The following is a 24,939-nucleotide window of genomic DNA, read 5'->3' as shown; positions in this document are numbered from 1 at the left end:
GTCAGGCGCGGGGTAGCCGGAGCGCGAAGGTGGCTCCGGTGCCGACGCCGTGGCTGCGGGCGGTGAGGGTGCCGCCGTGGGCCTCGGCGATGGCGCGGCTGATCGTCAGGCCGATGCCCGAGCCGCCTCCGTCAGCGGCGGTGCGGGAGGAGTCGGCGCGGTAGAAGCGCTCGAAGACGTGGGGCAGGTGCTCGGCGGTGATGCCCTCGCCGTCGTCCACGACGTGCAGGACCGCGTGGGCTCCGTCCTGTGCGGTGCGCACGGTGACGGTGCCCCCGGCCGGCGTGTGCCGCAGGGCGTTGCGCAGGAGGTTGGTCAGGACCTGACCCAAGCGCTCGGGGTCGGCGTCGACCATGACCGCCGCAGCCGAAGGGTCGGTCCGCAGGGTGACCCCACGAGCCTCGAAGGCCGCTGCCTCGGTGGCCAGGACGTCGTCGACGAGCGCGTCGAGGTCGACCCGGGCGGGGTGCAGCTCGAGGCGGCCTTCCTGGGCGCGGCTGACCGCGCCGAGGTCGTCGGCGAGGCGGCGCAGGCGGTGGGTGCTCGAGCGCAGCACCGCGAAGGTCGCGGCGTCCGGGGCGACGACGCCGTCCTCGAGCGCCTCGAGGTGGGCTTCGACGGTGGCCAGCGGGGTGCGCAGCTCGTGGCCGAGGTCGCTGAGCATCCGGCGGCGGGTGCCCTCGACCTGTTCTAGGCGCGCGCCGAGCTCGTTGATGGTGCTCGACATCCGGTCCAGCTCGACCCCGAGGCCGGAGGCGGGGACGCGCACGTCGTAGCGCCCGGCGGCGACGTCGGCGGCGGCGTCGACGACGCGGCGGGTGGAGCGCTGGACCCGGCGGGTGAACCACACACTGACGGCCAGCGCGGCGCTGACGGAGACCAGCAGGGCGACGCCCATCGCGACCAGGAGCGCGTCGCGGAAGGCCATCTCGAGGTGGTAGGTCTGCGAGCTGCTCGGGTCGGTGCCGGCCTCGAGGAGGTGCTGGTGGAAGAGTCCCGGGCCGACGAGGGAGGCGACGAGGTAGGCGGTGACGGCGCCCGCGACGAGCAGCAGTGCCTGGGTGAGGAGCAGCCGCGCGCCGAAGCCGCGCGTCGCTCGAGGGCGCGTGCGGCTCATGCGCCGGGGCCCATCCGGTAGCCGACCCCGCGCACGGTCCGCACGAAGACCGGGTCGGTGGCGTCGTCGCCGAGCTTGCGTCGCAGGTGCCCCACGTGGACGTCGACGAGGTGCTCGTCGCCGACCCACTCCGGTCCCCAGACGGCGTCGATGAGCTGGCGCCGGGAGAAGGCCATCCGCGGTTTGCCGGCGAGGGCGGCCAGGACGTCGAACTCGGTGCGCGTCAGGTGCACCGGTTCATGGTCAAGCCACACCTCGCGGCCGACGGGGTCGACGGCGAGCCGGCCGACGGTCACGGCGTGGTCGGTTGGCTCGGGGTGGGTGGGGCGTCGGGGACGCCGGAACATCACCTGGATGCGGGCGACGAGCTCGCGGGGGGAGAACGGCTTGGTCAGGTAGTCGTCGGCCCCGACGGACAGGCCGATGAGGGTGTCCACCTCGTCGTCGCGCGCGGTGACCATCACGACGTAGGCGTCGGAGAAGGTCCGCAACTGCCGGCAGACCTCGATGCCGTCCAGGCCGGGCAGGCCGAGATCGAGCACGACGACGTCGGGGTCGACCTCGCGGGCCGCCTCGAGACCGGCCGGGCCGTCGTGGACGACGTGCGCCTCTATCCCTGCTCGCTCCAGGTAGCTGCCGATTAGGCGCGCCATGTGGACCTCGTCCTCGACCACCAGCGCGCGCACCCCCGGCGTGGTCGGAGAGGTCGAAACGCTCTGCATGGTGCTGATCGTGTCACGCGGCCACCGTCCGTGCGCCCGGGCGCCGGTACCCCCGCGGGCATCTTCATCGAACCTTCACGCCACCTCGACACGACCGTCGGGCTCGGCGCGGACCCTCGGTGACGAGACGAAGGAGATGGTCCCGATGATGAACGGGTTCGTGGGCACCGGCTGGGTGATGTGGCTGGTGATGGGTGGCGTGGTCGCCGCGGTGTGGGTCCTGGTGGTCCTCGCCGTCGTGGCGCTGGTGCGCCCCGGCGCGCGGGCCGCGGTCGACGAGACCGCCTCGCACGATGCGGTGGCGCGTCGATGAGCACCACCCGCCGCACGCTCCTCACCGGTGGGCTGGGCCTGCTGGGCCTGGGCGCGCTGAGCGCCTGCGGTGGTGGCGCCCGGTCTGTTGGGCCGCACTCGGCCGCCGTGGCCTCGACCGAGGCCGCCCGTCACGCCCGGGGGCTGGTCACCACCTCGCTGCGTGCCGCCCCGAGCAGCGTCGACCTCGGCGGGGTGGTCGTCGACACCTGGGCCTTCGGGGACACGGTGCCCGGGCCGACACTGCGGGTCGGCGCAGGCCAGGTCCTGCGCGTCGACGTGCGCAACGACCTGATCGCCGACACCTCGGTGCACTGGCACGGCATCCGGCTGCGCAACGACATGGACGGCGTGCCGATGATGACGCAGGACGCGATCCGCCCCGGTGGGGCCTTCCGGTACGAGTTCACCGCACCAGACCCCGGAACCTACTTCTTCCACCCCCACGTCGGGGTCCAGCTCGACCGCGGCCTCTACGGCGTGCTCGTCGTCGAGGACCTGCACGAGCCCGGCCGCTACGACGACGAGTGGGTCCTCGTCCTCGACGACTGGGTCGACGGCACCGGGCGCACCCCGGACGACGTGCTGGCCGGGCTGACCGCCGGGTCGGGCACCGCCGACGCCTCCGAGGGGCACGGCACGGGCGGCATGATGGGTGGCTCGATGAGCGGCATGGGGGGCATGGGCTTTGGCGGGATGGGCGGGATGTCCGGCGGCGGTGACGTTGTCTACCCCCACTACCTCGTCAACGGACGCGTCCCGGCCGACCCCGACGTGCTGCGGGCCCGACCCGGCGACCGCATCCGCCTGCGCGTCGTCAACGCCGCCTCGGACACCGTCTTCCGGGTCTCCCTCGCCGGGCACCGCCTGACGGTCACCCACAGCGACGGCTGGCCCGTGGAGCCGGTCGAGGGCGACGCGCTCCTCATCGCGATGGGGGAGCGCTACGACTTGCTCGTCACCCTCGGCGACGGCGCCTTCCCGCTCACGGCGATCCCCGAGGGTAAGGAAGGGCAGGCCTTGGCCCTCGTGCGGACCGCGAGCGGAACGCCCTCGGCCTCCGCAGCGGCGACCACCACGTCCGGCACGGTCCTGTCGCTTGCGAGCCTCCGTCCGCTGGCGGGGACCACGATCGTCGCCCGCGAGAGTGACCGCACGCACGATCTGGTGCTCTCCGGGTCGATGAACCCCTACCGCTGGACCATCAACGGCCGCAGCTTCCCCGACGCCGACCCCCTCGAGGTGCGCTCGGGCGAGCGGGTCTCGCTGGCCGTCAGCAACATGTCGATGATGGTCCACCCCTTCCACCTGCACGGGCACACCTTTTCCGTGCGCGGCAGCGGGGTCCGCAAGGACACGGTCCTGCTGCGACCGATGCAGCGACTGCTTCTGGACCTCGACGCCGACAACCCCGGCCAGTGGGCCGCCCACTGCCACAACGCCTACCACGCCGAGACCGGCATGATGACCACGCTCGGCTATGTCACCTGACCTGGCTGTCGAGCTTCTTCATCGAACCTTCATGGAGCCTTCGGGGAACGACCGCACGCCCGCGAGACGGTGGGGATGTTCTTGTTCTCCACCACCGAAGGACACCCGTGCCCTCCACCACCCGTGCCACCCGTCGTCTCGCGCTCGGCGCCGTCGGCCTCACCGCCGCGACCTTGCTCGCCGCCTGCGGCTCCGACACCGACCACTCCGACATGCCGGGCATGTCCGGGATGTCCAGCTCCAGCGCGTCCGCCACGGCCGGCGGTTCGGCGGCCCGGGGCGCGCCCGGCGACGTGATGTTCGCGCAGATGATGATCCCGCACCACCAGCAGGCTGTCGAGATGGCCGACCTCGCCCTCGACGCCAAGGCCGAATCATCCGAGCAGGTGCGCGCCCTCGCCACCGACATCAAGGCCGCCCAGGACCCCGAGATCCAGACCATGCAGGGCTGGCTCACGTCCTGGGGCGCCCCCGCCAGCGCCGGCATGGACCACGGCATGCCCGGCATGATGGGCGAGACCGAGATGGCCTCGCTCAAGGACGCCACCGGCGCCGACTTCGACCGTCAGTGGCTGACGATGATGATCGCTCACCACGAAGGCGCCATCACCATGGCCCAGGACGTCCTCAGCAGCACCAAGGACGCCGAGGTACGCACCCTCGCCGACGCCATCATCAAGGCCCAGCAGCAGGAGATCGCCACCATGCAGGAGCTGCTCGGCTGACCCAGCCCGTGCGAACGGGGCCCCACCGCGATGGTGGGGCCCCGTTCGCGCAGTCACGGTGATGGGACGTCGATCGGGCCGTCGCGGAGTCAGCTGTCGTCGCGGGGACTCGAGGTCTTTTGACTCGAACCTGTGGCAGTGCACGCCCCTCCATGAGTCGGTGGATCGACCAGCGGCGGCCGTTCACGTAGTCATGGTGCTGCCGAAGTGGATGTCGGAGAACGCGGCGGTGGTGAGTTCGTCCATGCGACTTTGGGTGGCTCGGACGTAGCGCTCGGCTGCTTGGGTCGAACTGTCCCCAAGGAACAGTTTGACCTCTGCGACATGAGCTCCTCGCTGAGCCATGCGGGTCGCTCCTGTTGCGCGCAGGTCATGGAAGTTGATCGGCCTACCGACCGCGTGGCGCACGGCGGCCCACCCGCCTCTGCCCTTGCGAAAAGTGGTCTCGGAGAGCCATCCACCGTCATCTGCGGGGAAGAGCAGTCCGTTTCGCCCGACGGCCCAGGTGTCCATGTGATGCGTCAACACCTCGAGCACGGGTACGGGAATCCGCTGGTCTCGCCTGCCCGCTTGGCTCTTGGGGCCCTTCTCGTAGCGACGTCCATTGGGCCCGGTACCGATGGCTCGCGTTACTCGGATGACCGGGACCTTGGCCTTCAGCTCGATGTCCGAGCGGCGCAGCGCGATGATCTCTCCGAAGCGGAGGCCACAGCCGAGAGCGAGTGCGACCATGGCTCGCCACTCGGGGCGGATGGTGGCAAGGATGAGGCGCAGGTCGTCGTCGTCGATCACCTCGGTCCGGGACTCTGACCGGCTGCCAATGGAGCCGGCTCCGTCGATCTTGAAGGGGTTGATGGCCCCTGGAAGGACACCGTCGGCTGCGGTTGCGCTTCGCATGATGGCTGAGCCCAACGCGTAGCACTCCCGAGTGGTCTTGGGTTTGTCGTGGGGGAGGCTCTGCTCGTACCAGCGAAGGACGACCGTCGGTGTGATCTCGTCGAGAGAGAGTGGACCCAGGGAGGGCAAGAGGTACTTCCTGAGCCAGAGACCGTACGACCGGCGCGTGGACTCCTGCAGGGGGCCGTTCCGGGTTCTGCGCGTTCGCAGCCAGGTGGCTGAGTACTCGGCGAAGGTGACGATCGCCTCACGTTCGGTTTTCCGCCTCTCCAGCTCCGCTCGTTCAGCCAAGGTGGTCCATTGCGCTCCCTCGGCGATCAAGCGGCGTTCTTCGTCGCGTAACCAGTCCCGTGCTGCCTCTCGTCCGTACGTGGTTGGCTCGAACGTGTGGGGCGCGGCGATGAGCTGTCCGCCCCGACCCGAAGGGTGGTTGGTAGGCACGCTGTAGCGCGCCTGCCATCGCCCCGAGCGCATTCGGGACACTTGCCCGAACCGGTGACGCGCCCGCCTTGCATCGTTCATGCATCGGATCGTAGGGCCATTTCTGTCCCCTTTCGACCCTCGAACGGACAGTTGGAGCAGCCTCTGGGCGAGGCATATCTGCAGGTCAGAGGGCGCGCCTGACCGTGTGTGTCCACTTCGGTCCAACTAGACCAATCGTTCGTTCGAGTCCAACCGGGGGAGCACCATCGAAGGGCCCCTGACCAGCGGAGACGCCGGTCGGGGGCCTTTCGCGTGGCAGCCGCAGCGGAGGTGCAGCGCTCGGATCCCCGGCGGCGGTTGCAGCAGGTCGACGTGATGACAGAGGCGTCCCCCGTGCCGTCGTGCGGACGCGTGTCACTGACTCGTGCTGCCTGCCCGGGTGCGGCGCTGTGCCGCCGTCGAGGTGGCAGTGGTCACGGATGCGCTCGTCGTCCACCCCGGGTACGGCGGTGACCTCCTGACGGTCACGTCGAGTCCGAGGGCCAGGTGGGTGGTGTGCGGGGCTGAGTTCTGCCGACGCCACGACCCGGGACGGGTCCCTGATCAGGGAGGGTGTCGCGGACCGATGAGTCCGCTCCTCGGCAGAGGTCATAGTCGTCGTACGAGTCATCGAGGTTCGCGCTACTTCTGCGCGCACCGACACGGGACGAGACGAGCTGGGAGGGCGGATGACTGAGCGGACCACCGTGACGCCAGTGCTGACGGCCGACTTCGCGGTCGAGGCCGGCAGCGGCGGGCGGATGCCCGTGTACGTGCACGTGATCGACCACGAGGACACTCGCATCCTCGTCGACACCGGCATCAGAGATCAGCACCCGGCCCTGATGGACATGGACCCCCGGCTGCGCGCGTGGACCGAAGAGGTCGACCTGTCCAGCATCGACATCGTGGTCAACACCCATCTGCACGCCGACCACTGCGGCGGGAACCACCTGTTCGCGTCCTGCCCGATCTACGTCCAGAGGCGAGAGCTCGACGATGCGCTCTCACTCGAGGACTACACGCTGCGCGAGTGGGTGGAGGCACCGGGCGTCGACTACACCGCGGTCGACGGCGAGACCGAGATCGTGGCCGGCATCAGGCTCCTTCCCGCACCGGGGCACACCGATGGGTCGCAGATCGTCGTCGTCGACAGCGGCGAACGACGCGTCGTCATCGCCGGCGACACCGCAGTGTGGTTCGGTGAGCTCGACGAACCCGCGACCGAGGGTCAGAAGCTCATCACGACGTTGCGTCCCGACGAGGTGTGGCTCTCGCACGAGCACCTGCCGTGGAAGCCGCCGACCTAGGCGGCGCTCCACCGGACGAACTCGCTACGCCGCGTCGAGGGTCGGCGAGTGATCACGCCGTCGGAGGTTCCCGCCGAGCCATCAGCGTGAGGAGTCTGACCCGGCTAGCCGATCGGCTAACGCGACCACGAGGGCGTGCGGCTGGTGGCGACGTGACTCGCTGCCACCAGGGGATCGAGCCGGGAGGTCCGGCAGGATCGGTCCATGGCTTCTCCGATCCTCGTGGGCGAGCGTGTGCGGCTCCGCCCGGTCGAAGAGGCCGACGCTGCGCGCCGCAGGAGGCACGGCTGGCATCGCGCCATCCAACGGAACTACGGCGACGAGCGCCCGGACGGGCCGATGTCGACCGCCGAGGCGATGGACTGGCTTGCCGGGATCCGGGCGCAGGACAGCTCGACGTTCTGGGCCGTCGAGGTCGAGGATGACCTGGCCGGCGTCGCCTTCCTGCACCACGTCGACGAGGTCGACAGGAGGGCTCGCTACGCGGTGGGCATGTTCCACCCTGCGTTCATGGGCCGAGGGCTCGGTCTCGAAGCGACCCGCCTCGTGCTGGACCATGCGTTCAACGGGATCGGCCTGCATCGTGTCGACCTGCGCGTCCTCGCCTTCAACACCGCTGCGATGGCGTCCTACCAGCGCGCCGGATTCGTCATCGAGGGTCGTGAGCGGGACAGCTGTCGTCTCGAGGGGACCTGGCATGACGACGTGGTCATGGCGATCCTCGAGGACGAGTTCCGAACTCAGCACTCGCGTTAACCGCTCACACTGCGTGCAGGACATGCGGTGAAGAGACGCAGGGTGCGAGGTCTCATTCTGCGGAGGACGCAGGGGTGCGCCTCGGCTCGGTGGTGGCAGCGCTGTGGTAGTCGAGGCCGTGGTGCCTCTGGCGCGCGCCGCGATGTGGTCCCGGTGACGCCTCAGGCCCTTGGGACGCCTGCGGTCCAGCGAGCGAGGGCACGTCTTTTGATCAGCGTCCCGGGGGACGACTCGGTCGTGACATGGACGCGCACGCTCGGGAGGGTCTCGTGAGTGTCACCGAGGGCGTACGGTCAAAGTTCCGCCGAGCCGCGATGCCACATCCGACATCGCTCTGCCGGTTACGGGGTATCCCGACGAGAGGACCAGTCATGGCTGTCGACCGAGGACTGTTGGCGACGTTGAAGGCCAAGCCGGGCAAGGGGGATGAGCTGGGAGAGTTCTTGAGGAAGGGCCGAGAGCTGGCAGCTCAGGAGGACGGCACCGTCACCTGGTACGCGTTTCGACTCGACGACACGACGTACGGGATCTTCGACACCTTCGAGAGCGAAGACGCCCGTCAGGCCCACGTGAACGGCCAGATCCCGGCGGCACTCCAGGATGTCGCCTCGGACCTGCTGGCCGAGGATGCCGTGATCTCACCGATCGACGTGCTCGCGGTCAAGTAGCGATCCGCCCGCTCGGCCGTCGTCGCCCCCTGGCGGCGGAATGACGCGGACGGCGCCGCACCCATGGGGTGTCCATGCCAAGGACGGCGTCAGTTCCTCGGTGTGCGCAGTGGCGCCTTGATCAGCTTGCCGACGGCGTTCTTGGGGAGTGAGGGGCGGACGTGGATGCTGTGCGGGATCTTGTACCGCGCGAGGGAGCCGCGGCAGTGCTCGCGCAGTTCCGTCGGGTCGAGGGTGCTGCCCGGGCGGGGGGCGACGTAGGCGACGGGCACCTCGCCGAGCACCGCATCCGGTTGTCCGACGACGGCTGCTTCGAGGACGTCGGGGTGTGCGTACAGGACGTGCTCGATCTCCTGCGGGTAGATGTTCTCGCCGCCGCGGATGATCATGTCCTTGAGTCGGTCGACCAGGACGAGGTAGCCGTCCTCGTCGAGGTAGCCGACGTCGCCGGTGTGGAGCCAGCCGTCCTTGACGACGAGCGCGGTCTCCTCGGGCCGGCCGAGGTAGCCGCGCATGACGTTGGGTCCCTGGATGACGACCTCTCCGCGCTGTCCTGGCGGCAGTCGTCGGCCGTCGGGCCCCTCGATCTCCACGACCTGCCCCGGCAGGGCGGGCCCGACGGTCCCGGCCTTCCGCGGGCCGTCGACGGGGTTGACGGTGGACGCGACGGTCCCTTCGGAGAGCCCGTACCCCTCGACGACCGGGACGCCGAAGCGTCGCTCGAAGCGCTCGATGAGCTCGGCCGGCATCGGGGCGGCCCCGCAGACGACGAAGCGCAGCGACGAGGTGTCCACCGGCCGGGTGGTGCGGCCCTCGAGCAGGGCGTACATGGTGGGGACGGCGGAGAAGAAGGTGGGCCGCGTCTGCTCGACGGCGTCCCAGAAGGTCTCCGGGTCGAACCGGGGCCCGATGCTCACCGACCCTCCGGCGAGCAGCACCGAGAGGGTCCCGACGACCAGGCCGTTGCAGTGAAACAGCGGCAGCACCAGGAGGCTCCGGTCCTGCGCGGTGAGGTGCATGTGCTCGGAGATCGAGCGGACCATGGCGTCGACGTTGTGGTGGTCCAGGAGGCATCCCTTGGGCCGTCCTGTGGTGCCCGAGGTGTAGATGACGAACGCGAAGTCGCTCATGAGGGTGACCTCGTCCGCCGGCTCGAGCTCGTCGGTCGCGTCGACGTACCCCGTGGCGTGGATGCGCTCGGCGTCGACCCACGCGAGACCGCCTTCTCGGGCGAGGTCGCGGCTGCGCGTGTCGCCGACGAGGGCGCGGGCCGAACAGTCCTCCAGCTGGTAGGCGACCTCCGGGTCGGTCAGGGCCGGGTTGACGGGCGTGAGGGTGGCACCGATGCGCCACGCCGCGAACATCGTGGTGACGATCTCGCAGCAGTTGGGGAGCATGACGGCCACGACGTCGCCGCTGCCCACGCCCGCGTGCAGCAGGGTCCGCGCGAGCCGGTCGACGTCCGCGGCGAACGCGGCGTTGCTGAGGGTGCGGGCGGCGTCCGACACGCACACTCCGTCGGGATCCTGCGCCGCGCGCCTGACCGGCAGCGCCGCGATCGTCGCAAGGTCCTCCACCGCCGCTGAGGGCTCCACTGATCTCACGGGCCGAACCTAGGACAGTCCGTCGCAGGGCGGTTCGTGCTCCCGGCACGATTCGTCGGGCCCGGTTCGTGCAGAGGTACCAGCGCCTCCTATGGCGCAGTGCCTAGCATGCGTCGTGGGACGGCCAACGACGGCGGAGCGGATCAAGGCGGATGACAGACGAAGCGCACGGCACCACCTCGACCCCCGCGTTTCGTCGAGCCGTCGAGGAGCATGTGGAGGCCGTCGGGTCCGCGCTCAACGACGACCTCGCTGACGTTGTCGACCGCATGCGTGATCTCCTCGCCCAGCGGATCACCGAGCTCGACGGGGACCCCGCCTTGGTGGAGCTGCTGCGGGCCAGCGTCGAGGGCAACGTCGACAACATCCTCCACGCCCTGCAGCACGGCATCCGCGGAGAGCGCCTCGAGCCGCCGAGCGCGGCCTTTGAGTACGCGCGCCGGCTCGCCCAGCGCGGCGTGCCGGTCAACGCGCTCGTGCGGGCCTACCGCCTGGGCCACCAGTACCTGATGCGTCGGGCGTTCGCTGCCTCCGCGGTGCTCGAGGCACCGGATGCCGTGCGCGCGGCGGCGTACGACGTCATCGTCTCGGATTGCTTCGACTACATCGACTGGATCACCCAGCGGGTGGTGACCGTCTACGAGGAGGAGCGCGACTCGTGGCTGGCCAACCGGGCCAACAGCCGCCAGGCCCGGGTGCGCGAGCTGCTCCTGAATCCGGTGGAGGACGTGTCCTCCGCGGAGCTCGCGATCGGGTACCGGCTCGGCGGCCATCACGTGGCCGCCGTCGCCTGGGTCGACGGGGAAGGGGCCCGGGAGGACCAGCTGAGCCGTTTCGTGCGGACGATCAAGCAGCTGGCCGGCGTGCTGGGGACCGGGCAGGCTCCCTTGGTCATCGGCCAGGACCGGGCGACGGCCTGGGGGTGGATCCCGGTCGGTGAGGACTACCGGTGGCGTCCGGACCTGGCCCGGTGGGTGCCCGGTGACGTCGACGGCCCTCCGGTGCCGGTGCTGGCGCTGGGGTCGGCGCACGAGGGGCTGGAGGGGTTTCGTCGATCGCATGCCGAGGCGCTGCGGGTGCGGACCGTCGGCCAGCTCAACCCGCGCAGCGCCATGACGGTGCTCTCGCACGACGCGCCGGGCTTGGCGTCCACGGCGCTGCTGGCGCAGCAGCCCGAGGTGTTGCGCGACTGGGTCGGCACCACCCTGGGCACCCTGGCCACCGACGACGAGCAGAACGCCCGACGCCGCGAGACGCTGCTGTCGTTCCTGCAGCACAACCGCAGCTACACCGCGACCGCGGAGGCGATGCTGCTGCACAAGAACAGCATCAAGTACCGGATCGAGACCACCGAGCGTGTGCTTGGCCGCGACCTCGACGAGCGGCCGCTCGAGGTCGAGCTCGCCCTGACCGCCTGCTACTGGATGGGCGCCGCGGTGCTGCACTGACGGGCGCCCTCGTTCTCCCAGCACGAACGACCGGTCGAACTTCGTTCCGCTGCACCGTGGGAGCCGAAGTCCCGGATTCGTACGGTCCTCGCATGCCGGCAGTGCCGCCGGCGCCATCGGGCCCGCAGGGCCCACGGACCCAGGAGCGCACATGGGATTCACGACAGGCAAGTTCCCGCCGGTCGACCCGGAGACCTTCCTCGACAAGCCCCTGTTCGAGCGGACCAAGGCCCTGGCCCTGCACTGGGTCGACTACGGCTTCGGCAGCCCCAAGATGATCCCGACGACCTACGTCGTCAAGCTGTTGGTGCTCTACATCGGGGTGGGCCTATCGCTCATCACGCTCACCTCCGGCGTCGGGATGCCGTGGGAGGTCACCTCGTGGTGGGCCGAGCCGATCGTCTACCAGAAGCTGGTGATCTGGACGATGCTGCTGGAGTCCATCGGCGTCGCCGGCTCCTGGGGGCCCATCGCCGGCAAGTTCAAGCCCATGACCGGCGGCATCCTCTTCTGGGCGCGGCCCGGCACCATCCGGATGCCCCCGTGGCCCGGCAAGGTGCCCGGCACCCGAGGTGACTCGCGTACCCCTCTCGACGTGGCGCTCTACCTCGCCCTGCTGCTCTCCCTCGCCGTCGGCGTGGTCCTGCCCGGCCGCCCCCACCCCGGGTTGTCCGAGGTGCTGCCCGGCAACGACACCGGCCTGGTGGCGCCGGTCGCTGCCCTCGTCCCGATCGTCCTCGTCGTCCTCGTCGGCCTGCGCGACAAGACGATCTTCATCGCCGCGCGGGCCGAGCAGTACGGTCCGGCGCTCGTGGCCTTCGCGCTCCTGCCCGTCCTGCCGGGCAACGGCTTCGTCGACATGATCCTGCTGCTCAAGCTCCTCATCGTCTCGGTATGGATCGGGGCCGGCGTGTCCAAGTTCGGGGTCCACTTCGCCAACGTCGTGCCGCCGATGGTTTCCAACAGCCCCTGCGTCCCCACCCGCTTCCTGCGCCGTCTGAACTACCGCGACTTCCCGCGTGACATCCGGCCCTCCCCGGTGGCCAAGACGCTCGCCCACGTGGGTGGCACCACGGTGGAGATCGTGACGCCGCTGGTGCTGCTCTTCTCGACCAACCCGACGGTCACGCTCCTTGGGGTCGCCCTCATGGTGGTCTTCCACCTGTTCATCACCTCCACGTTCCCGCTGGCGGTGCCCCTGGAGTGGAACCTGCTGTTCGCCTACGGTGCGGTCGTGCTCTTCCTCGGGTTCCCCGCCGGTGACGGGTTCGCCCTGGCCGATGCCGGGTCGGTGTGGCTGGTCCTCTCCGCACTCGTCGCGCTCTTCTTCTTCCCGGTCCTGGGCAACCTGCGCCCCGACCTGGTGGCGTTCACCCCGGCCATGCGCCAGTACGCCGGGAACTGGGCCAGTGCCCTCTGGGCCTTCCAGCCTGGTTGCGAGGACAAGCTCAACCAGGTAATCCGTCCGACGAAGAACCAGGTGCAGCAGCTCGAGGCGATGGGCTACCCGGCCGCGGTCGCGGAGATCACGATGCAGCAGACGATCGCCTGGCGCTCCATGCACAGCCAGGGTCGAGGACTCTTCTCCCTGCTGGTGCGGCACGTCGACGGCCTGGACCGGGCGACCGTGAGGGAAGGGGAGTTCACGTGCAACTCGCTCATCGGGTTCAATTTCGGTGACGGTCACCTCCACGACGCGTCTCTCGTGCGCGCCGTGCAGCGCCGGTGCGGCTTCGCCCCCGGGGAGCTCATCGTGGTCTGGGTCGAGTCCCAGCCCATCCACAAGAAGACGCAGCAGTACCAAGTCATCGACGCCGCCCTGGGCGTCATCGAGAGGGGGTCGTGGGACGTCCGCGACGCGGTCCGGGAGCAGCCCTGGCTGCCCAACGGGCCCATCCCGCTCACCGTGTCCTGGCGTCGCGCCCTCGACGAGGCCGCCCCGGCGACGCCCGCCGCGGTGACGCCCACCGCGGCCCCCCTGCCCGACAGTGACCGGGTGGCGCCGTGACCACAGCCGTCGTGGTCGGCAGCGGGCCCAACGGGCTCGCTGCCGGCCTGGCCCTGGCGCGCCACGGCGTCGACGTCACCGTCCTGGAGGCCTGCGACGAGATCGGCGGTGGCACCACGACGGGCGACCCGATGGGGCTGGGGCTGCGCGTCGACCACTGCGCCGGCTTCCATCCCATGGCCGTCGGCTCCCCGGCCCTGGACGGGCTCGAGCAGTACGGCCTGCGCTGGGCCGTCCCCGAGATCGACTGCGCGCACCCGTTGCCGCAGGGGCCGGCTGCGCTGCTGCACCGCTCGGTCGAGGAGACGGCGTCCGGGTTGGACGCCCGCGACGGCAGGTTGTGGCGCGCCCTGCTCGCCGGTCCCTCCGGGCGGTTCGACGACCTCGCACCCGACATCCTCGGCCCGGTCGTGCACCTGCCCCGGCGCCCCCTTCTCATGGCGCGGTTCGGCGCGCCGACCCCTCTGCCCGCGATCGCCCTCGCCCGGCTGTTCCGCTCGGAGCCGGCGAGGGCCCTGCTGCTCGGTGTCATGGCGCACGCCATGCGCCCACTGGGCGAGGCGTTCTCGTCGGCCATCGGCCTGGGCATCCTCACCGCGGGGCACCGTCGGGGATGGCCCGTCGCCGTCGGTGGCACGCACGCCATCACCCGCGCCCTGGCGGCAGCGCTGCTCGACCTCGGCGGGAAGATCGAGACCGGCACCCACGTCACGAGCCTCTCCCAGCTCCCTCGCGCTGACGCGGTCCTCCTCGACCTCGCCCCGGCGGCCGTTGCGCGGCTCTACGGGGACCGGCTCCCGCGAGCCACGCGACGGGCCTACGAGCGCTTCGCCCACGGACCGGGCGCGTTCAAGGTCGACTTCGCGGTCGAGGGTGACGTCCCGTGGCGCGACGCCCGGGTCGCGCGTGCGGGCACTGTCCACGTTGTCGGGCCGGCCCGCGAGATCATCGAGGCCGAGCGCCTCGTCGCCGCTGGTCGGATGCCGGAGCGCCCCTACGTCCTCGTGGGTCAGCAGTACGCGGCCGACCCGAGCCGGTCCGCCAGGGGCCTGAACCCGCTCTACGCCTACGCCCACGTCCCGGCCGGCTATGACGGGGACGCCACCGAGGTCATCACCCGGCAGATCGAACGCTTCGCCCCGGGCTTCCGCGAACGGGTGGTCGCCACCCACGTCACCGACCCGCGCGGGTTCAGCCGTGCCAACGCGAACTTCGTCGCCGGGGACATCCTCACCGGCGCCAACTCTCCACGACAGCTCATCCTCGGCCCCCGACCCGGCCGCGACCCCTACCGGACCGGCATCCCCGGCGTGTACCTCTGCTCGGCCGCCACCCCACCGGGACCTGGCGCCCATGGCATGGCCGGGCTGCACGCCGCCCGGCGAGCCCTGGCCGACATCGGCTGAGCCGCACGGCGCACGTCGACCTTCGGGCGCCGGCCGACACCACCGACCACCGCTTCTGCGGTCGTTGCCGCGATGGCGGCCTGCCCCCACCGATCGCGCGGCGCGGTCGCCAAGCTCCCTGGTCGCCGCCCCAACCCATCACCTCCTTCGACTCAAGCCCTCACCACGGAAAGAGAGAACCGTCATGCAGATAAGCCTCGAGAGCAAGGTGGCCGTCGTCACTGGCGCCCGCGCGGGCATCGGCGCGGCCATCGCAAGACAGCTCGCACAGTCGGGCGCCAAGGTCGTCGTCTCCGACATCGACGCCGCCGCGGCCCGGAAGGTGGCCGAGGAGCTGCCCGACGCCATCGCCCACACCGCCGACGTCACGAACGAGGAGGAGGTCAAGGAGTTGATCGCGGCCACGGTGGAGCACTACGGCGGTCTTGACATCGTGGTCCCCAACGCGGGGATTGCCACGACGGTCCCGATCGTCGGCACCTCCTTCGAGGAGTGGCGCAAGGTCCTCGACGTCAACCTGGACGGTGTCTTCCTGACCGTGCGCCACGCCCTGCCCGCCCTCCTGCAGGGAGGCGGTGGCAGCATCGTCAACATCTCCTCGATCACCTCCCTTCGAGGAAGCGCGCTCATCGCCAGCTACGCAGCCGCCAAGGCCGCGGTCGGCAACCTCACCGCGACCCTCGCCGCCGAATTGCGTCCCCACGGGATCCGCGCGAACGCGGTGCTGCCCGGGTTCATCGACACCGAGCTCGTCACCACGCACCAAGGGGCCTTCGAGGAGGCCCTGGGTCTCGAGCAGGGAGGCTTCGACGACCTCATCGCCACCAAGCAGACCCGCTACGGCACGGTGGAGGAGGTCGCCAAGGCCGTCACCTTCCTCGCCAGTGACGCCGCGTCCTGGTGCAACGGCTCGACCCTCGTCCTGGACGGCGGCTTCACCGCGTCACTCTTGTGACGGCGGGTATGGCGTCAGGCCCTGACGAGCGCCGTCGAGCAACCACCGCGTGCAGGCCTGCCATCCGGTGAAGTCGCCGGCCACGATTGCGTCGGCGCTCACGTGGGGGAGCGGCTGCCGTCGAGGGCGACTCCTCGACGGCAGTCCCTTCCCCGTCGCCGCCGGCGACAAGAGTTCCGCTGGAGTCGCTTGAACGCGGCACCCCTGTGGCCAACTGACGGCGAAGTGACGCAGCTGCTCACTATGGCTCGAGGTCCAGGTGCTTGCTCACCGCAGTGACCGAGGGTGCGTAGTGCCGCCGATTCATTATTCGTAGGTCCTTCATGCGCTTGAGGCCGAGCAGTGGCGACAGGTCGCCGTCGGCGATCTTGGTCGAGCCGTATAGGTGGAGTCGTTCCAGCCCGGTGAGGGCCGCGATCGGGGCGAGGCTGGGCAGAGTGCCGCCTTCGCTGATATCGAGTTGACGCAGACCGTGCAGAAAGCCCACGGAGTCCAGTGACGGGATGCGGCGGCAGGCCTCCAGGTCGAGTCGATTCAGGACCGGTGAGCGCAGGCGCTCCAGTGCGGTGATGTCCTCCAGCGGCGCGCCGTAGATCCCGAGCCACCTAAGCCACGGCATCGCCTCGACGCCAGCGAGCGAGCGCACGCCCGGGCGTTGCTTCATGCGGAGAGTCCGTAGGGACGTGAGGTGACTGATCGGCCGTAGGTCGGCCTCCCGGTAGGCAGAGAGAAAGAGCTCCTCGATGTGGTCCGTGCGCTCGATGGTGTCCTTGACCTGGTCCCACGCACATGACAGCACCCGCAGTCGAGGGAGGAGCGTGAGGTCGACATGGGCGCCCGAATTGGACTGGACGCGCAGCTCTTCAAGAGTTGCTCCGAGGTCATGGATGGGGCTCAGATCCGTGATGCCACGGTCCAGAAGAGTGAACCGTCGAAGCGGGAGCTCCCTGACGAAGTCGATGTCCGAGCCGACGAAACCACGGGCGTAGTTGGCGATCAGCCCATCGGCCCCGGAGGAGAGGTACGCCTCGTGAATCCGCGGCGACCACGCCGAGCGCAGGTCGAAGTCGGTGCGCCCTCGATCGTCACGCACGAGGGCATAGTCGTGTGTCACCGGCCCATCATCGATCGTCCAGCCGCCTCCCACCCGCTGATGGGAAAAGGACTGTCGCTGCGCGGCGCTGTGACGCACCGGATCTCTCATTTGCAGAGGGTGCCATGGGCCGCAGCATTGATCGGACCACTCCTTGAGTATCGCCGCGAGGACTCATTTGCGTGGTCTAGCCAGCCACTGACTTCGGAGTGCCACGATGGATTCGTGCAACGCATTTCCGATCCTCTGTCACCGGATGCCGCAACCCTCGTCGACATCGTCACCGAGGGTCATCGGCTGAACGGCGGTCGATGGCCCGTCTGGCAGTACGTCCGGCGCCAGATGGACCAAGCCGGCTATGACGCCGCGCGCGCGCTCGAGGACCTACCTCGATGGACCCATCACTATGGGCCGACATGGAGCGACTCTTCACATGGGATCGAGCCCGGCCCCGGGGATCGCATCGCGGTGACCGTTGGCGGGCTCGGTCACGCGTCCGGCCATTGGGCTCAGGGGTTCTGTCGTGCCTTCCTCGCGACCATGCACCTGGCCGACATCAGGCAGCGACAGTCCCAGCCGGATCCGGACCATGCTGAGAACCTCGTTCTTCAGGGCGCTCCCCTCGTGAGGAGCGTCAACATGCGAGCGTCTACTTCTCTGTCAGATGACCAGCTCTTGGAGCTTCTGAAGCGGGAACCCCTCAGTGCCGGTGGTATTTCCATGAACCCGGACAGCGTGACGTGGTCGTGGGACGTGACGTGACTCCGCGCTCATGCCTTCCGTGAGGCCACGGACATCCCTGACCTCTTGGCCGCGCTTGACGAAGCACTCGGAACCGGATCGACTGTCCACATAGATAGCAGTCCGGTGCCCCAGGCTGCCCTCGCCGACGCTTTCGATCATCTAGATCTAGCGTGGAGGAGCATTCACAAAGAGAAGCTGCTGCAAGTCAATCGACTGGGAGTTGTTGCCAGCATGATCGACAGCGTAGACACTCGGGAGACGTTCGACGCCCGATGCACTGCCTTGACGGACGTCCTCTCCACCATGAGGGTGCCCGCGCGTTCGGAGGCGCCAAACGCGGGGACGCTTCACCGCCTGCGACTAGGTCTCATTGACTCCCTGAAGGATGATCAGCACCCTGCGGTCAGAGCGATCGGGACCCTTCAGCATGTTGTCGCCGTCCGGAATGCCGCGGGCCATCCGAGCAGTGCACACAAGCAGGAACCGGCCTTCATAGCGTTGCAACTGGACCATGTTCGCGGAGACTGGGGGAAGTCTTGGAATATCGTCGCTCGGCGCACGATCGAGGCCTTGCGAGATATCCGCAACGGCGTATTGCAGCAGGAAGTACAGCTGCTCTGACCTCTCCGGCCCCTGATCAGGCCGAGCGACGCCTTCTCTGCGCCCACCCAAGGAGCGGTGGCGTCCGGTGCAAGAGCGCGCCTCAGCTATTGAACCTGGGTGCCCGAGGGTCAGGTATATCGGTAGTTACTTGCAACCCAGTACGTGCCACCTCGCCAGCTGCTCCCGGGCAAGTACAAGCGGGCCCGCCATCTCGGCGTTCTCCTCGCGGCGGAAGGACGCACAGACCTGGTGAGGATTCGACTCATTGACGGCGATCCGGGCGCCGCCAGATGATGGGCGATGTGAGGCGTGGAGCGACAGCGCTGTGCGGGGGCAGTTTGGTCATGGCCACCGCGATCCTCGGCGGGTGCACTGGGATGCCGAGCGGCGACTTGGATCCGGTCAGCGCCACGACAGTGCCCACTAGCGAGTACGACGCTGTCGCGGTCGAGGCCACTCCTCACCCGGGGCTCGAGAGCTTGCCGTGGACCTTGGAGGGGATGTCCACCGACGGCAGGACTTTGTACCTCACGGTCGGAATCGCAGGGGGGTGCCGAGTGATCGGCACGCAATTGGCTGTCGAGCAGGCCACCACCTACGTTCGCATCACCTCCGCGATCGCGGAAGACAACGAAGGCAACTGCGCGGCGATGCTTCAGACGAGAGATGTTCAGATCCAACTCACCAAGCCGCTCGGATCGCGGCGCTTGATACACGCACCGATGGGAACTATCGATTCGTAGCTCATCTCGACCCCTTGGGCTGGGGGTGGCCCGTCAGGCGGTGGATAGACGCATCGTCGCCGACCACTCCCGCCCGGTGTCCGGGACGACCTACGCTCCGGCCATGGACCCTCTTGATGACGTGCCTGCGGAGTCCCGTTTCGAGGTGATCGCCGCGGTGAGCGAGGCGCTCGAGGTGGACCTTCCGGCGGTAGAGCACATCGTGCGCGCCTCGGAACCGATGTGGAACGCGCTGGAAGATGCGGGCGGCTTGGTCGACTCGTGGGGTGGCGGCGAGTTCTGCTACCTCTTCCCGAAGATGTGCGCCGCGCTCAAGGCGCCCGCCACCTGACCTATCGGCTGTGCAATCAAGCTCAGCGCCGTGACCAGGGCGGCCCGGCTGGCGGCGGAGAGACGCACGCGTCAAGCCCTCTCAGCCGTCTCGCATTGCGTGTGTGTCTTCAGCGATCCGCTGACGGCGCCGGCCACGTGATGATGCGCAGGCGAGCTTTGAGCCATCGTGCGATCGACTCCGAGCGTGGCATTGGCGACTCGGTTACCAGTCCAGCCCCGTCGTGGCACCTGCGTCCGCCGAAGGGTTAGTTAGCTCATGTTGCCAAGTTGGTGGCAGGTGGCGGGTCAGCTGCTTCGGATCTGCATGATCGGGCGCCAATGCCATCAGCGCCCCAAAGAAGGTGGCGTAGCTGAGCCCTGACTCCGCCAGACGAGCCATCGACCGCCGCGCCGCCCGGTCGCCCGGAGGGCTGCCGTAGCTGTTGTAGCCGGAGTCAGCCATGTGCCTCAATGTCTCTTCTTGCTCCGAGCTGAAAGTCGAAGGGGTTCGTTCACCAGTCGTCAGGTCCACTGCCCCAAGGATCATCGCCCAACCAATAAGCGGATACGCGGGATGCTCCGTTGCGCACAAACTGAACGTGTGCGCCCGACGCATGGCCGACGCCAGCTCGCGGGGGTAGGCCATGGGCACGAGGTATACGCCGTTGCCACCTAAGCGTCCACGATTGGTGATCACCTCGTGGGCTCTTGCGAAGGCAGCGAGCTGGCCGTCGCCGTGCTTGTAGGAGGTCGCGTGGGAGGGCACTCGCAGGTAACCGGGAAGGCCGGTCTCTCGGCATTGGCGTTCGGTCCAGGCGACGGCCTCGTCGGTCCGGCGCAGGTTTTCCGGTGACGCAATGTACGGCGTCCATGCGACCGCTCTGTAGGTCAGGTCGTTCATGAAACGGAGCGTAGATCGCGCCACTGACACCCGGTAGGTTCCGGAAGCGGCTGGCCCGGAGGGACCGCTGCACCGATGGGTGACAACCGAACTGTGGCGATAAGACGCATTCTGACGGCGGCGAAGTGACGCACACCCCGCTCTGATCGAGATTTGCCGCACTGCTGCGCAGCACCCGCATTTTTCGTCCTCGTTCGCGGCTGTCTTACCCCCTTGTCCACGGCGACGCGAACCAGTCAGGTGTCGTCACCATTTGGCGAGGAATCGCGCGCTCGAGCCTGTCTTGCGCCCTTGGCGCTTGGCTTCTTCGCGGCAACCTTCTTGCTGGCCCTCTTCCGGGTGGTGGAAGTTCTTGGGTTGCCAGATTTCACAACCCGCGTGCTCTCCGCAGCCAGATGCTCCGGACTGGGTGACTGCAAACTCGGAGCCGCAATGTTCCCGAGCGTCTCGGCGCCAGACCAAATTTGCTCCATCACGCTGCGTATGTGATCAGCCGCGTCCTCCGGTAGTGGCATCAAGACAGTTGTGTTGCTGCGGCCCACCGCATTGAGGGACATGCCCAATGTGTAGACATGGGTGTCTCCGATGATGTACCGATCGTGCAATTCGCCAGGGGCCGTCTGCTTCAACTCGGGCACCGCCTGCCAACCGGTCGCGCTCAGGAGAGTCTGCATCGCGACGACTGACCCATGGTTCGCTCTGCTACCAATCAGAAATCGGTTGGCGTTCGTGTGCTGCAGGAATGAAAGGAGCTGTTCCGGCTTGAGATACGGGTCAACGACAAGCACCTGTCCCATCTCTGCGACGTGACCTAAAAGTGAGGCGTATGCCAGCGGGTCTCCTTCGGCGAGCACGAGCACGTCGGCGGCCTCCTGACCAGCGACCTCCTCGGCCCTAAGCAGGGCGCGGCTCAACGGCGTCGTGCTGAGGCCTCCGCGGTCATCAGACGCCAACCATGACAACCGAATGAGGGAAGCGAGGAAGGCTTCCGGGGGGCCATCTGGCTCGTAACGAGCAGGGGTGCCCGGGGTGCCGAACATTGCAGAGCCCAGGAGTTGGTTCCCCATCGAGAGCAACGATGGGCGCAGAGCCTCGGCGAAGCTTTCAAGCATGCGCGTGTTCTCGATAAGTCCCTTGGCCCAAATGGACGGCTCACCCGCTACAGCTGGGCTAATGAGCTTGCCCCTCTTGCCGGGCAAAGGGTCAGGGCGGAGTCGCCACTCGTCGACCTCGTCGATCGTCGGCCGATAGCCCCCACTGTTGGCTGCTTGGACGTACTGGAGAGCCGCCCTGTGTTCGTCGCGAAGGATCACAGCCCTATTCCATCAGGAACCGGGCTCTACGAGGCACGACGCCGTCGGCGCAACTGGCACGGCGCCCCGCTCGCGGCGCTATGACGCGATCCGCGGAAGCCCCTCGGCCAGCAGAGTCGCAGGCCGTTCCGTGAACGAAGGCCGGTGGTCAGTCATAGGGTTGCAGCGCCTACCGATACCGTTCCCAAGGACTCCTCAATGATGATCGAGCAACCCCTGCTCCTCGTGCCGCCGGACATCGAACTGGGGTTGCTCGAGGGCACTCTCAAGCTGTTCGGAAGCGTGGTCAGGGAGGCCGACACAGGCCGCGTCTACAAACACTTGACCGTGTTGGTGCCAAGTCCGGACAAGGCTGAGGAGGCAGTCCGGAGCATAAAGCTCCACCCTAAGGTCGTGATTTCGGTGGTGGCCGTAGCCGCAGTCGTTGGCAGCGGTGTCACGTATCTGGTGAAGAAGCGCAAGGGCTCTAGGCTGGTACCGGTAGACGCCCTTCCAGAGTGCATCACGAATTTCGACGCGTCGCTCCGCGCTTACATTGAGGCTGGCCGCGAAGGCGCGCTGAACGCGCAGATAGTCGAGCGACTTCTGGAAGACCTGGACGCGATCAAGGCCTTCTCGGACGAGGGCCACGAGGTCAAGATCTCCCTGGGCGACCTGGTGCCCCTGTTCGACATGGTTATTGCCCACACCCCGCGACTCGCAGAGGCATACAACGTCGAGGTCGATGACCTAGATGACCAGCGTGATTCCGAGGACGGCGTGGTCGTCTCTCTTCGCCGTCACCTCGAAGCCCAGAAGAGCATCTTGGCCGACGCGGCGTAGGTGGCGACGAGCGGCACGCCGTCGCTCGCGCGTGTCCGCTCGCGGCGAAGAGACGCAGGGCGCGAGGTCCCACTCTGCGGAGGACGAAGGGGTACGCCTCGGCTCGGTGGTGGCAGCGCTCTGGTAGTCGATGCCGTGGTGCCTCTGGCGCGCGTCGCGATGCGGTCCCGGTGACGCCCCAGGCCCTGGGACGCCTGCGGTCCAGCGAGCGAGGACACGTCGTTTGATCAGCGTCCCGGGACACGACTCGGTCGTGACATGGACGCGCACGCTCACGAGGGACTCGTGAGTGCTACGGAGCGCGTACGGTCAAAGTTCCGCCGAGCCGCGATGCCACATCCGACATCGCTCTGCCGGTTACGGGGTATCCCGATGAGAGGAACCAGTCATGGCTGTCGACCGAGGACTGTTGGCGACGTTGAAGGCCAAGCCCGGCAAGGGGGATGAGCTGGGACAGTTCTTGAGGAAGGGCCGAGAGCTGGCAGCTCAGGAGGACGGCACCGTGACCTGGTACGCGTTCCGACTCGACGACACGACGTACGGGATCTTCGACACCTTCGAGAGCGAAGACGCTCGCCAGGCCCACGTGAACGGCCAGATCCCGGCGGCACTCCAGGATGTCGCCTCAGATCTGCTGGCCGAGGATGCCGTGATCTCACCGATCGACGTGCTCGCGGTCAAGTAGCCATCCGCCCGCTCGGCCGTCGTCGCCCCGTGGCGGCGGAAAGACGCGGGTGGGCTTCTTTTGCTGCGTGGGACGAGCCCACGAGGACCGGGGGTGTGAGGCTATGGCGGGGTGTGTTTACGAGGCCTTCTCGAGGGAGAAGAAGATGAAGCCGATGAAGCGGGTGGGGTCGGACTCGCTGTCGGGCAGCAGCTCCGGTGGCGTGTCGGGGGCCACGGGCGGTTCGGCGATCGCCGCGATCCTGAAGCCTGCGGCGGTGAACGACTCCGACATCGCGCTCAGCGAGCGGTACCAGATCGTGAGGGTCGCGCCGACGCCGTCGAAGTCGTACTCCTCCGCGTTGGGCACGGTCGCGAAGTAGTTCACGTCGGGGTACATCACCGGCGGGATGACGGGGTGGTTGATGACCACGACGAGGCGACCGCCGGGCTTCAGCACCCTCGCGAGCTCGGTCAGCGGCCGAGACCAGTCCTGGAGGTAGTGCAGCACCAGGACGGCCACGGCGTCGTCGAAGGCCTCGTCTAGGTACGGGAGCGACCGGGTCAGGTCGGCCACCTGCAGGTCGGCCTCTTCGCCGAGGCGTCGCCGGGCGAGCCCGATCATGGCCGGGCTGGCGTCGAACCCGGCCACCCTCGCGCCCCGCTCCGTCAGGTCGGCGACCAGCGGGCCGGCACCGCAGCCGGCGTCGAGGATCCGTCGGCCTGCGACGTCACCCAGCAGGTCCAGCACGGCGGGGCGTGCGTACCACCGGTTGAACAGGCCGTGCTCGTTCGCCCGCGCGTAGGCCTCGGCGAAGGCGTCGTAGTGGTCGGGCTGCTGTTCCGCGGTCTGGGGTCCGGACGTCATGCCAAGCCACTGTGCCAAACCGCTGGCTGCCGAAGCGCATGCGACGCGGGCTGGAAACGATGGCCGCCGCGGTGCGACCCAGGGCAAAGACAGCTGCCGCTGGCGGCGAAGAGACTCACTCGTCGCGCGGCCGCCCTGCAGCTTCGGCTCGAGACGTCCGATCCCCGCCAAGGACTACCTAGGACGACGCTGGAGCTGGGGGGTCTTAGCGCCCAGTGGAAGCTGCTCAAGCCTGGGATCAGTTGGTCCGACTCGTACGACCAGGTACTGAACCAGCATGCTCCCTCGTTGGCGATTCGCGGACCCGCCCCCGCGAATCGCTAGGCTCTATCGGTGGACACGTTTGAGGACCTACTGAACTTTGCGCAAGCGCATGGGCCCCCGCACGCGGCGTCGTCTGGTTCGTTGCGAAGGTGGCTTATCGCCTTCGCAACCGTGACGGAGCCAGAGGGGCAAGTTCACATTGAGTACATAACCATGCACAGTGGGGGCGGCGCCGTAAGTAGGAAGCCAGGCAACATCGTTCTCAACTGGCGCCGCCTGTTTGATGTGGCTCCCGACGCGGGACTAGCGGCCAGCGCCTACCTAACAAGCATGCCGTTCGTTCGCGGCTTGATCGGTTTGTATGTGTGGAACAAGGTATGGCGGGGTAGTGAGGAAGAGCTTTCAGACATCGAGGCGGAGCCTGACCCGCTTTTCCGGACACCTGAGCTGAGGCGATGATCGTCTCGGAGAGGAGTCTGGGATGCCTGCTGCCAAGCCACCGGAGTTCCGTCGTCGAGCGGTGGAGCTGACCCGGGTGCCGGGCGCGTCGGTCGCGACGATCGCCAAGGACTTGGGGATCAGCGAGTCGTGCCTGCGCCGCTGGATGGCCAAGGACGACGTCGACGCCGGCCGCCGCGAGGGCCTGACCTCGAGCGAGCACGAGGAGCTGGTCCGGCTGCGAAGAGAGAACCGCCGCCAGGCGATGGAGATCGAGATCCTCAAACGGGCCTC

General features: G+C 68.4%; 24 protein-coding genes. 16 read left to right on the top strand and 8 right to left on the bottom strand.

The window, feature by feature from the left end; all coding sequences use genetic code 11:
• Window position 1 precedes the first annotated feature (1 nt).
• Together KMZ30_RS17660 and KMZ30_RS17655 are read right to left on the bottom strand one after the other, a co-directional pair.
• On the bottom strand, window positions 2–1,117 hold the full coding sequence (locus tag KMZ30_RS17660) for a sensor histidine kinase (RefSeq protein WP_215513936.1): 1,116 nt from the start codon (window positions 1,115–1,117) through the stop codon (window positions 2–4).
• A complete protein-coding gene (locus tag KMZ30_RS17655) occupies window positions 1,114–1,770 on the bottom strand; it encodes a winged helix-turn-helix domain-containing protein (protein ID WP_308279846.1) in 657 nt (218 codons plus the stop codon). Before KMZ30_RS17655 ends, KMZ30_RS17660 begins: the two co-directional genes overlap by 4 nt.
• On the opposite strand from KMZ30_RS17655, the gene KMZ30_RS17650 reads away from it, so the two are divergent.
• The 3 genes from KMZ30_RS17650 to KMZ30_RS17640 all read left to right on the top strand — a co-directional run bounded on the left by KMZ30_RS17650 (window position 1,769) and on the right by KMZ30_RS17640 (window position 4,367).
• Entirely contained in the window at window positions 1,769–2,152 is a 384-nt protein-coding gene (locus KMZ30_RS17650) for a hypothetical protein (protein WP_215513967.1), read from the top strand. The two genes, KMZ30_RS17655 and KMZ30_RS17650, sit on opposite strands and share 2 nt — an antisense overlap.
• Entirely contained in the window at window positions 2,149–3,642 is a 1,494-nt protein-coding gene (locus KMZ30_RS17645; protein WP_215513938.1) for a multicopper oxidase family protein, read from the top strand. The genes KMZ30_RS17650 and KMZ30_RS17645 overlap by 4 nt, the downstream gene beginning before the upstream one ends.
• A gap of 107 nt (window positions 3,643–3,749) precedes the next feature.
• Window positions 3,750–4,367, top strand: coding sequence for a DUF305 domain-containing protein (locus tag KMZ30_RS17640; RefSeq protein ID WP_308279847.1), 618 nt, complete (start codon window positions 3,750–3,752; stop codon window positions 4,365–4,367).
• 183 nt (window positions 4,368–4,550) lie between these two features.
• Here KMZ30_RS17640 and KMZ30_RS17635 read toward each other — a convergent pair whose 3' ends face one another.
• Window positions 4,551–5,786: a tyrosine-type recombinase/integrase gene (locus KMZ30_RS17635; protein WP_215513939.1), complete on the bottom strand. Its 1,236-nt coding sequence runs from the start codon at window positions 5,784–5,786 to the stop codon at window positions 4,551–4,553.
• A 629-nt stretch (window positions 5,787–6,415) separates the two neighbouring features.
• On the opposite strand from KMZ30_RS17635, the gene KMZ30_RS17630 reads away from it, so the two are divergent.
• From KMZ30_RS17630 to KMZ30_RS17620, 3 genes are all read left to right on the top strand, one after another.
• On the top strand, window positions 6,416–7,036 hold the full coding sequence (locus KMZ30_RS17630; protein WP_215513940.1) for an MBL fold metallo-hydrolase: 621 nt from the start codon (window positions 6,416–6,418) through the stop codon (window positions 7,034–7,036).
• A 204-nt stretch (window positions 7,037–7,240) separates the two neighbouring features.
• The gene (locus KMZ30_RS17625) at window positions 7,241–7,792 is read left to right on the top strand and encodes a GNAT family N-acetyltransferase (protein WP_215513941.1); all 552 of its coding nucleotides are present in this window, start codon (window positions 7,241–7,243) and stop codon (window positions 7,790–7,792) included.
• Window positions 7,793–8,163: 371 nt separating this feature from the next.
• The gene (locus KMZ30_RS17620) at window positions 8,164–8,460 is read left to right on the top strand and encodes a putative quinol monooxygenase (RefSeq protein WP_173029818.1); all 297 of its coding nucleotides are present in this window, start codon (window positions 8,164–8,166) and stop codon (window positions 8,458–8,460) included.
• Between the two features lie 89 nt (window positions 8,461–8,549).
• On the opposite strand, the gene KMZ30_RS17615 is transcribed toward KMZ30_RS17620, so the two are convergent.
• Window positions 8,550–10,037, bottom strand: coding sequence for a class I adenylate-forming enzyme family protein (locus KMZ30_RS17615; protein ID WP_308284334.1), 1,488 nt, complete (start codon window positions 10,035–10,037; stop codon window positions 8,550–8,552).
• A 179-nt stretch (window positions 10,038–10,216) separates the two neighbouring features.
• Between KMZ30_RS17615 and KMZ30_RS17610 the strand changes: the two genes are divergently transcribed.
• The 4 genes from KMZ30_RS17610 (at window position 10,217) to KMZ30_RS17595 (ending at window position 15,881) form a co-directional block, all read left to right on the top strand.
• Window positions 10,217–11,512: a PucR family transcriptional regulator gene (locus KMZ30_RS17610; protein WP_215513943.1), complete on the top strand. Its 1,296-nt coding sequence runs from the start codon at window positions 10,217–10,219 to the stop codon at window positions 11,510–11,512.
• 151 nt (window positions 11,513–11,663) lie between these two features.
• Window positions 11,664–13,520: a DUF3556 domain-containing protein gene (locus KMZ30_RS17605; protein WP_215513944.1), complete on the top strand. Its 1,857-nt coding sequence runs from the start codon at window positions 11,664–11,666 to the stop codon at window positions 13,518–13,520.
• Entirely contained in the window at window positions 13,517–14,926 is a 1,410-nt protein-coding gene (locus KMZ30_RS17600; RefSeq protein ID WP_215513945.1) for a phytoene desaturase family protein, read from the top strand. Before KMZ30_RS17605 ends, KMZ30_RS17600 begins: the two co-directional genes overlap by 4 nt.
• A gap of 184 nt (window positions 14,927–15,110) precedes the next feature.
• Window positions 15,111–15,881 (top strand): glucose 1-dehydrogenase, encoded by a 771-nt coding sequence (locus KMZ30_RS17595; RefSeq protein ID WP_215513946.1) that lies wholly within the window; start codon window positions 15,111–15,113, stop codon window positions 15,879–15,881.
• Window positions 15,882–16,122: 241 nt separating this feature from the next.
• On the opposite strand, the gene KMZ30_RS17590 is transcribed toward KMZ30_RS17595, so the two are convergent.
• Window positions 16,123–17,073, bottom strand: a complete 951-nt coding sequence (locus KMZ30_RS17590) for a leucine-rich repeat domain-containing protein (RefSeq protein ID WP_215513947.1) — start codon at window positions 17,071–17,073, stop codon at window positions 16,123–16,125.
• A gap of 126 nt (window positions 17,074–17,199) precedes the next feature.
• On the opposite strand from KMZ30_RS17590, the gene KMZ30_RS17585 reads away from it, so the two are divergent.
• The 3 genes from KMZ30_RS17585 to KMZ30_RS17575 all read left to right on the top strand — a co-directional run bounded on the left by KMZ30_RS17585 (window position 17,200) and on the right by KMZ30_RS17575 (window position 19,395).
• Complete coding sequence (locus tag KMZ30_RS17585) at window positions 17,200–17,736, top strand: hypothetical protein (protein WP_215513948.1); 537 nt, start codon at window positions 17,200–17,202, stop codon at window positions 17,734–17,736.
• Between the two features lie 929 nt (window positions 17,737–18,665).
• Window positions 18,666–19,064 (top strand): hypothetical protein, encoded by a 399-nt coding sequence (locus tag KMZ30_RS17580; RefSeq protein ID WP_215513949.1) that lies wholly within the window; start codon window positions 18,666–18,668, stop codon window positions 19,062–19,064.
• A 103-nt stretch (window positions 19,065–19,167) separates the two neighbouring features.
• Window positions 19,168–19,395: a hypothetical protein gene (locus tag KMZ30_RS17575; RefSeq protein ID WP_215513950.1), complete on the top strand. Its 228-nt coding sequence runs from the start codon at window positions 19,168–19,170 to the stop codon at window positions 19,393–19,395.
• Window positions 19,396–19,599: 204 nt separating this feature from the next.
• Here KMZ30_RS17575 and KMZ30_RS17570 read toward each other — a convergent pair whose 3' ends face one another.
• Window positions 19,600–20,277, bottom strand: a complete 678-nt coding sequence (locus KMZ30_RS17570; RefSeq protein ID WP_215513951.1) for a hypothetical protein — start codon at window positions 20,275–20,277, stop codon at window positions 19,600–19,602.
• A gap of 236 nt (window positions 20,278–20,513) precedes the next feature.
• Window positions 20,514–21,590, bottom strand: coding sequence for a hypothetical protein (locus KMZ30_RS17565; RefSeq protein ID WP_215513952.1), 1,077 nt, complete (start codon window positions 21,588–21,590; stop codon window positions 20,514–20,516).
• A gap of 198 nt (window positions 21,591–21,788) precedes the next feature.
• Between KMZ30_RS17565 and KMZ30_RS17560 the strand changes: the two genes are divergently transcribed.
• Both KMZ30_RS17560 and KMZ30_RS17555 read left to right on the top strand, forming a co-directional pair.
• On the top strand, window positions 21,789–22,412 hold the full coding sequence (locus KMZ30_RS17560) for a hypothetical protein (RefSeq protein WP_215513953.1): 624 nt from the start codon (window positions 21,789–21,791) through the stop codon (window positions 22,410–22,412).
• A gap of 388 nt (window positions 22,413–22,800) precedes the next feature.
• Window positions 22,801–23,097 carry a putative quinol monooxygenase gene (locus KMZ30_RS17555; RefSeq protein ID WP_215513954.1) on the top strand — a complete coding sequence of 99 codons (297 nt, stop codon included), beginning with the start codon at window positions 22,801–22,803 and terminating at the stop codon, window positions 23,095–23,097.
• A gap of 117 nt (window positions 23,098–23,214) precedes the next feature.
• Here the strand turns inward: KMZ30_RS17555 and KMZ30_RS17550 are convergent, their stop codons facing one another.
• Complete coding sequence (locus KMZ30_RS17550; protein ID WP_215513955.1) at window positions 23,215–23,943, bottom strand: class I SAM-dependent methyltransferase; 729 nt, start codon at window positions 23,941–23,943, stop codon at window positions 23,215–23,217.
• 745 nt (window positions 23,944–24,688) lie between these two features.
• Here KMZ30_RS17550 and KMZ30_RS17545 point away from each other — a divergent pair.
• Window positions 24,689–24,939, top strand: a 251-nt coding sequence (locus KMZ30_RS17545) for a transposase (RefSeq protein ID WP_215520082.1), incomplete at its 3' end; no start/stop codon positions are given.

Origin of the sequence: Phycicoccus mangrovi (assembly GCF_018729305.1) — a bacterium.
Classification (GTDB): domain Bacteria; phylum Actinomycetota; class Actinomycetes; order Actinomycetales; family Dermatophilaceae; genus Phycicoccus; species Phycicoccus jejuensis.
The sequence above is the reverse complement of the archived record's forward strand: the minus strand, read 5'-3'. Positions and strand labels throughout refer to the sequence as shown.

What these genes read in the sequence shown, in the direction of transcription:
- KMZ30_RS17555 (WP_215513954.1), top strand. Translation starts at nt 22,801, where the DNA reads ATGGCTGTCGACCGAGGACTGTTGGCGACGTTGAAGGCCAAGCCCGGC.
- KMZ30_RS17560 (WP_215513953.1), top strand. Translation starts at nt 21,789, where the DNA reads ATGATGATCGAGCAACCCCTGCTCCTCGTGCCGCCGGACATCGAACTG.
- KMZ30_RS17595 (WP_215513946.1), top strand. Translation starts at nt 15,111, where the DNA reads ATGCAGATAAGCCTCGAGAGCAAGGTGGCCGTCGTCACTGGCGCCCGC.
- KMZ30_RS17650 (WP_215513967.1), top strand. Translation starts at nt 1,769, where the DNA reads ATGTGGACCTCGTCCTCGACCACCAGCGCGCGCACCCCCGGCGTGGTC.
- KMZ30_RS17620 (WP_173029818.1), top strand. Translation starts at nt 8,164, where the DNA reads ATGGCTGTCGACCGAGGACTGTTGGCGACGTTGAAGGCCAAGCCGGGC.
- KMZ30_RS17580 (WP_215513949.1), top strand. Translation starts at nt 18,666, where the DNA reads ATGGCCACCGCGATCCTCGGCGGGTGCACTGGGATGCCGAGCGGCGAC.
- KMZ30_RS17625 (WP_215513941.1), top strand. Translation starts at nt 7,241, where the DNA reads ATGGCTTCTCCGATCCTCGTGGGCGAGCGTGTGCGGCTCCGCCCGGTC.
- KMZ30_RS17660 (WP_215513936.1), bottom strand. Translation starts at nt 1,117, where the DNA reads ATGAGCCGCACGCGCCCTCGAGCGACGCGCGGCTTCGGCGCGCGGCTG.
- KMZ30_RS17630 (WP_215513940.1), top strand. Translation starts at nt 6,416, where the DNA reads ATGACTGAGCGGACCACCGTGACGCCAGTGCTGACGGCCGACTTCGCG.
- KMZ30_RS17575 (WP_215513950.1), top strand. Translation starts at nt 19,168, where the DNA reads ATGGACCCTCTTGATGACGTGCCTGCGGAGTCCCGTTTCGAGGTGATC.
- KMZ30_RS17635 (WP_215513939.1), bottom strand. Translation starts at nt 5,786, where the DNA reads ATGAACGATGCAAGGCGGGCGCGTCACCGGTTCGGGCAAGTGTCCCGA.
- KMZ30_RS17645 (WP_215513938.1), top strand. Translation starts at nt 2,149, where the DNA reads ATGAGCACCACCCGCCGCACGCTCCTCACCGGTGGGCTGGGCCTGCTG.
- KMZ30_RS17655 (WP_308279846.1), bottom strand. Translation starts at nt 1,770, where the DNA reads ATGGCGCGCCTAATCGGCAGCTACCTGGAGCGAGCAGGGATAGAGGCG.
- KMZ30_RS17610 (WP_215513943.1), top strand. Translation starts at nt 10,217, where the DNA reads ATGACAGACGAAGCGCACGGCACCACCTCGACCCCCGCGTTTCGTCGA.
- KMZ30_RS17605 (WP_215513944.1), top strand. Translation starts at nt 11,664, where the DNA reads ATGGGATTCACGACAGGCAAGTTCCCGCCGGTCGACCCGGAGACCTTC.
- KMZ30_RS17550 (WP_215513955.1), bottom strand. Translation starts at nt 23,943, where the DNA reads ATGACGTCCGGACCCCAGACCGCGGAACAGCAGCCCGACCACTACGAC.
- KMZ30_RS17570 (WP_215513951.1), bottom strand. Translation starts at nt 20,277, where the DNA reads ATGAACGACCTGACCTACAGAGCGGTCGCATGGACGCCGTACATTGCG.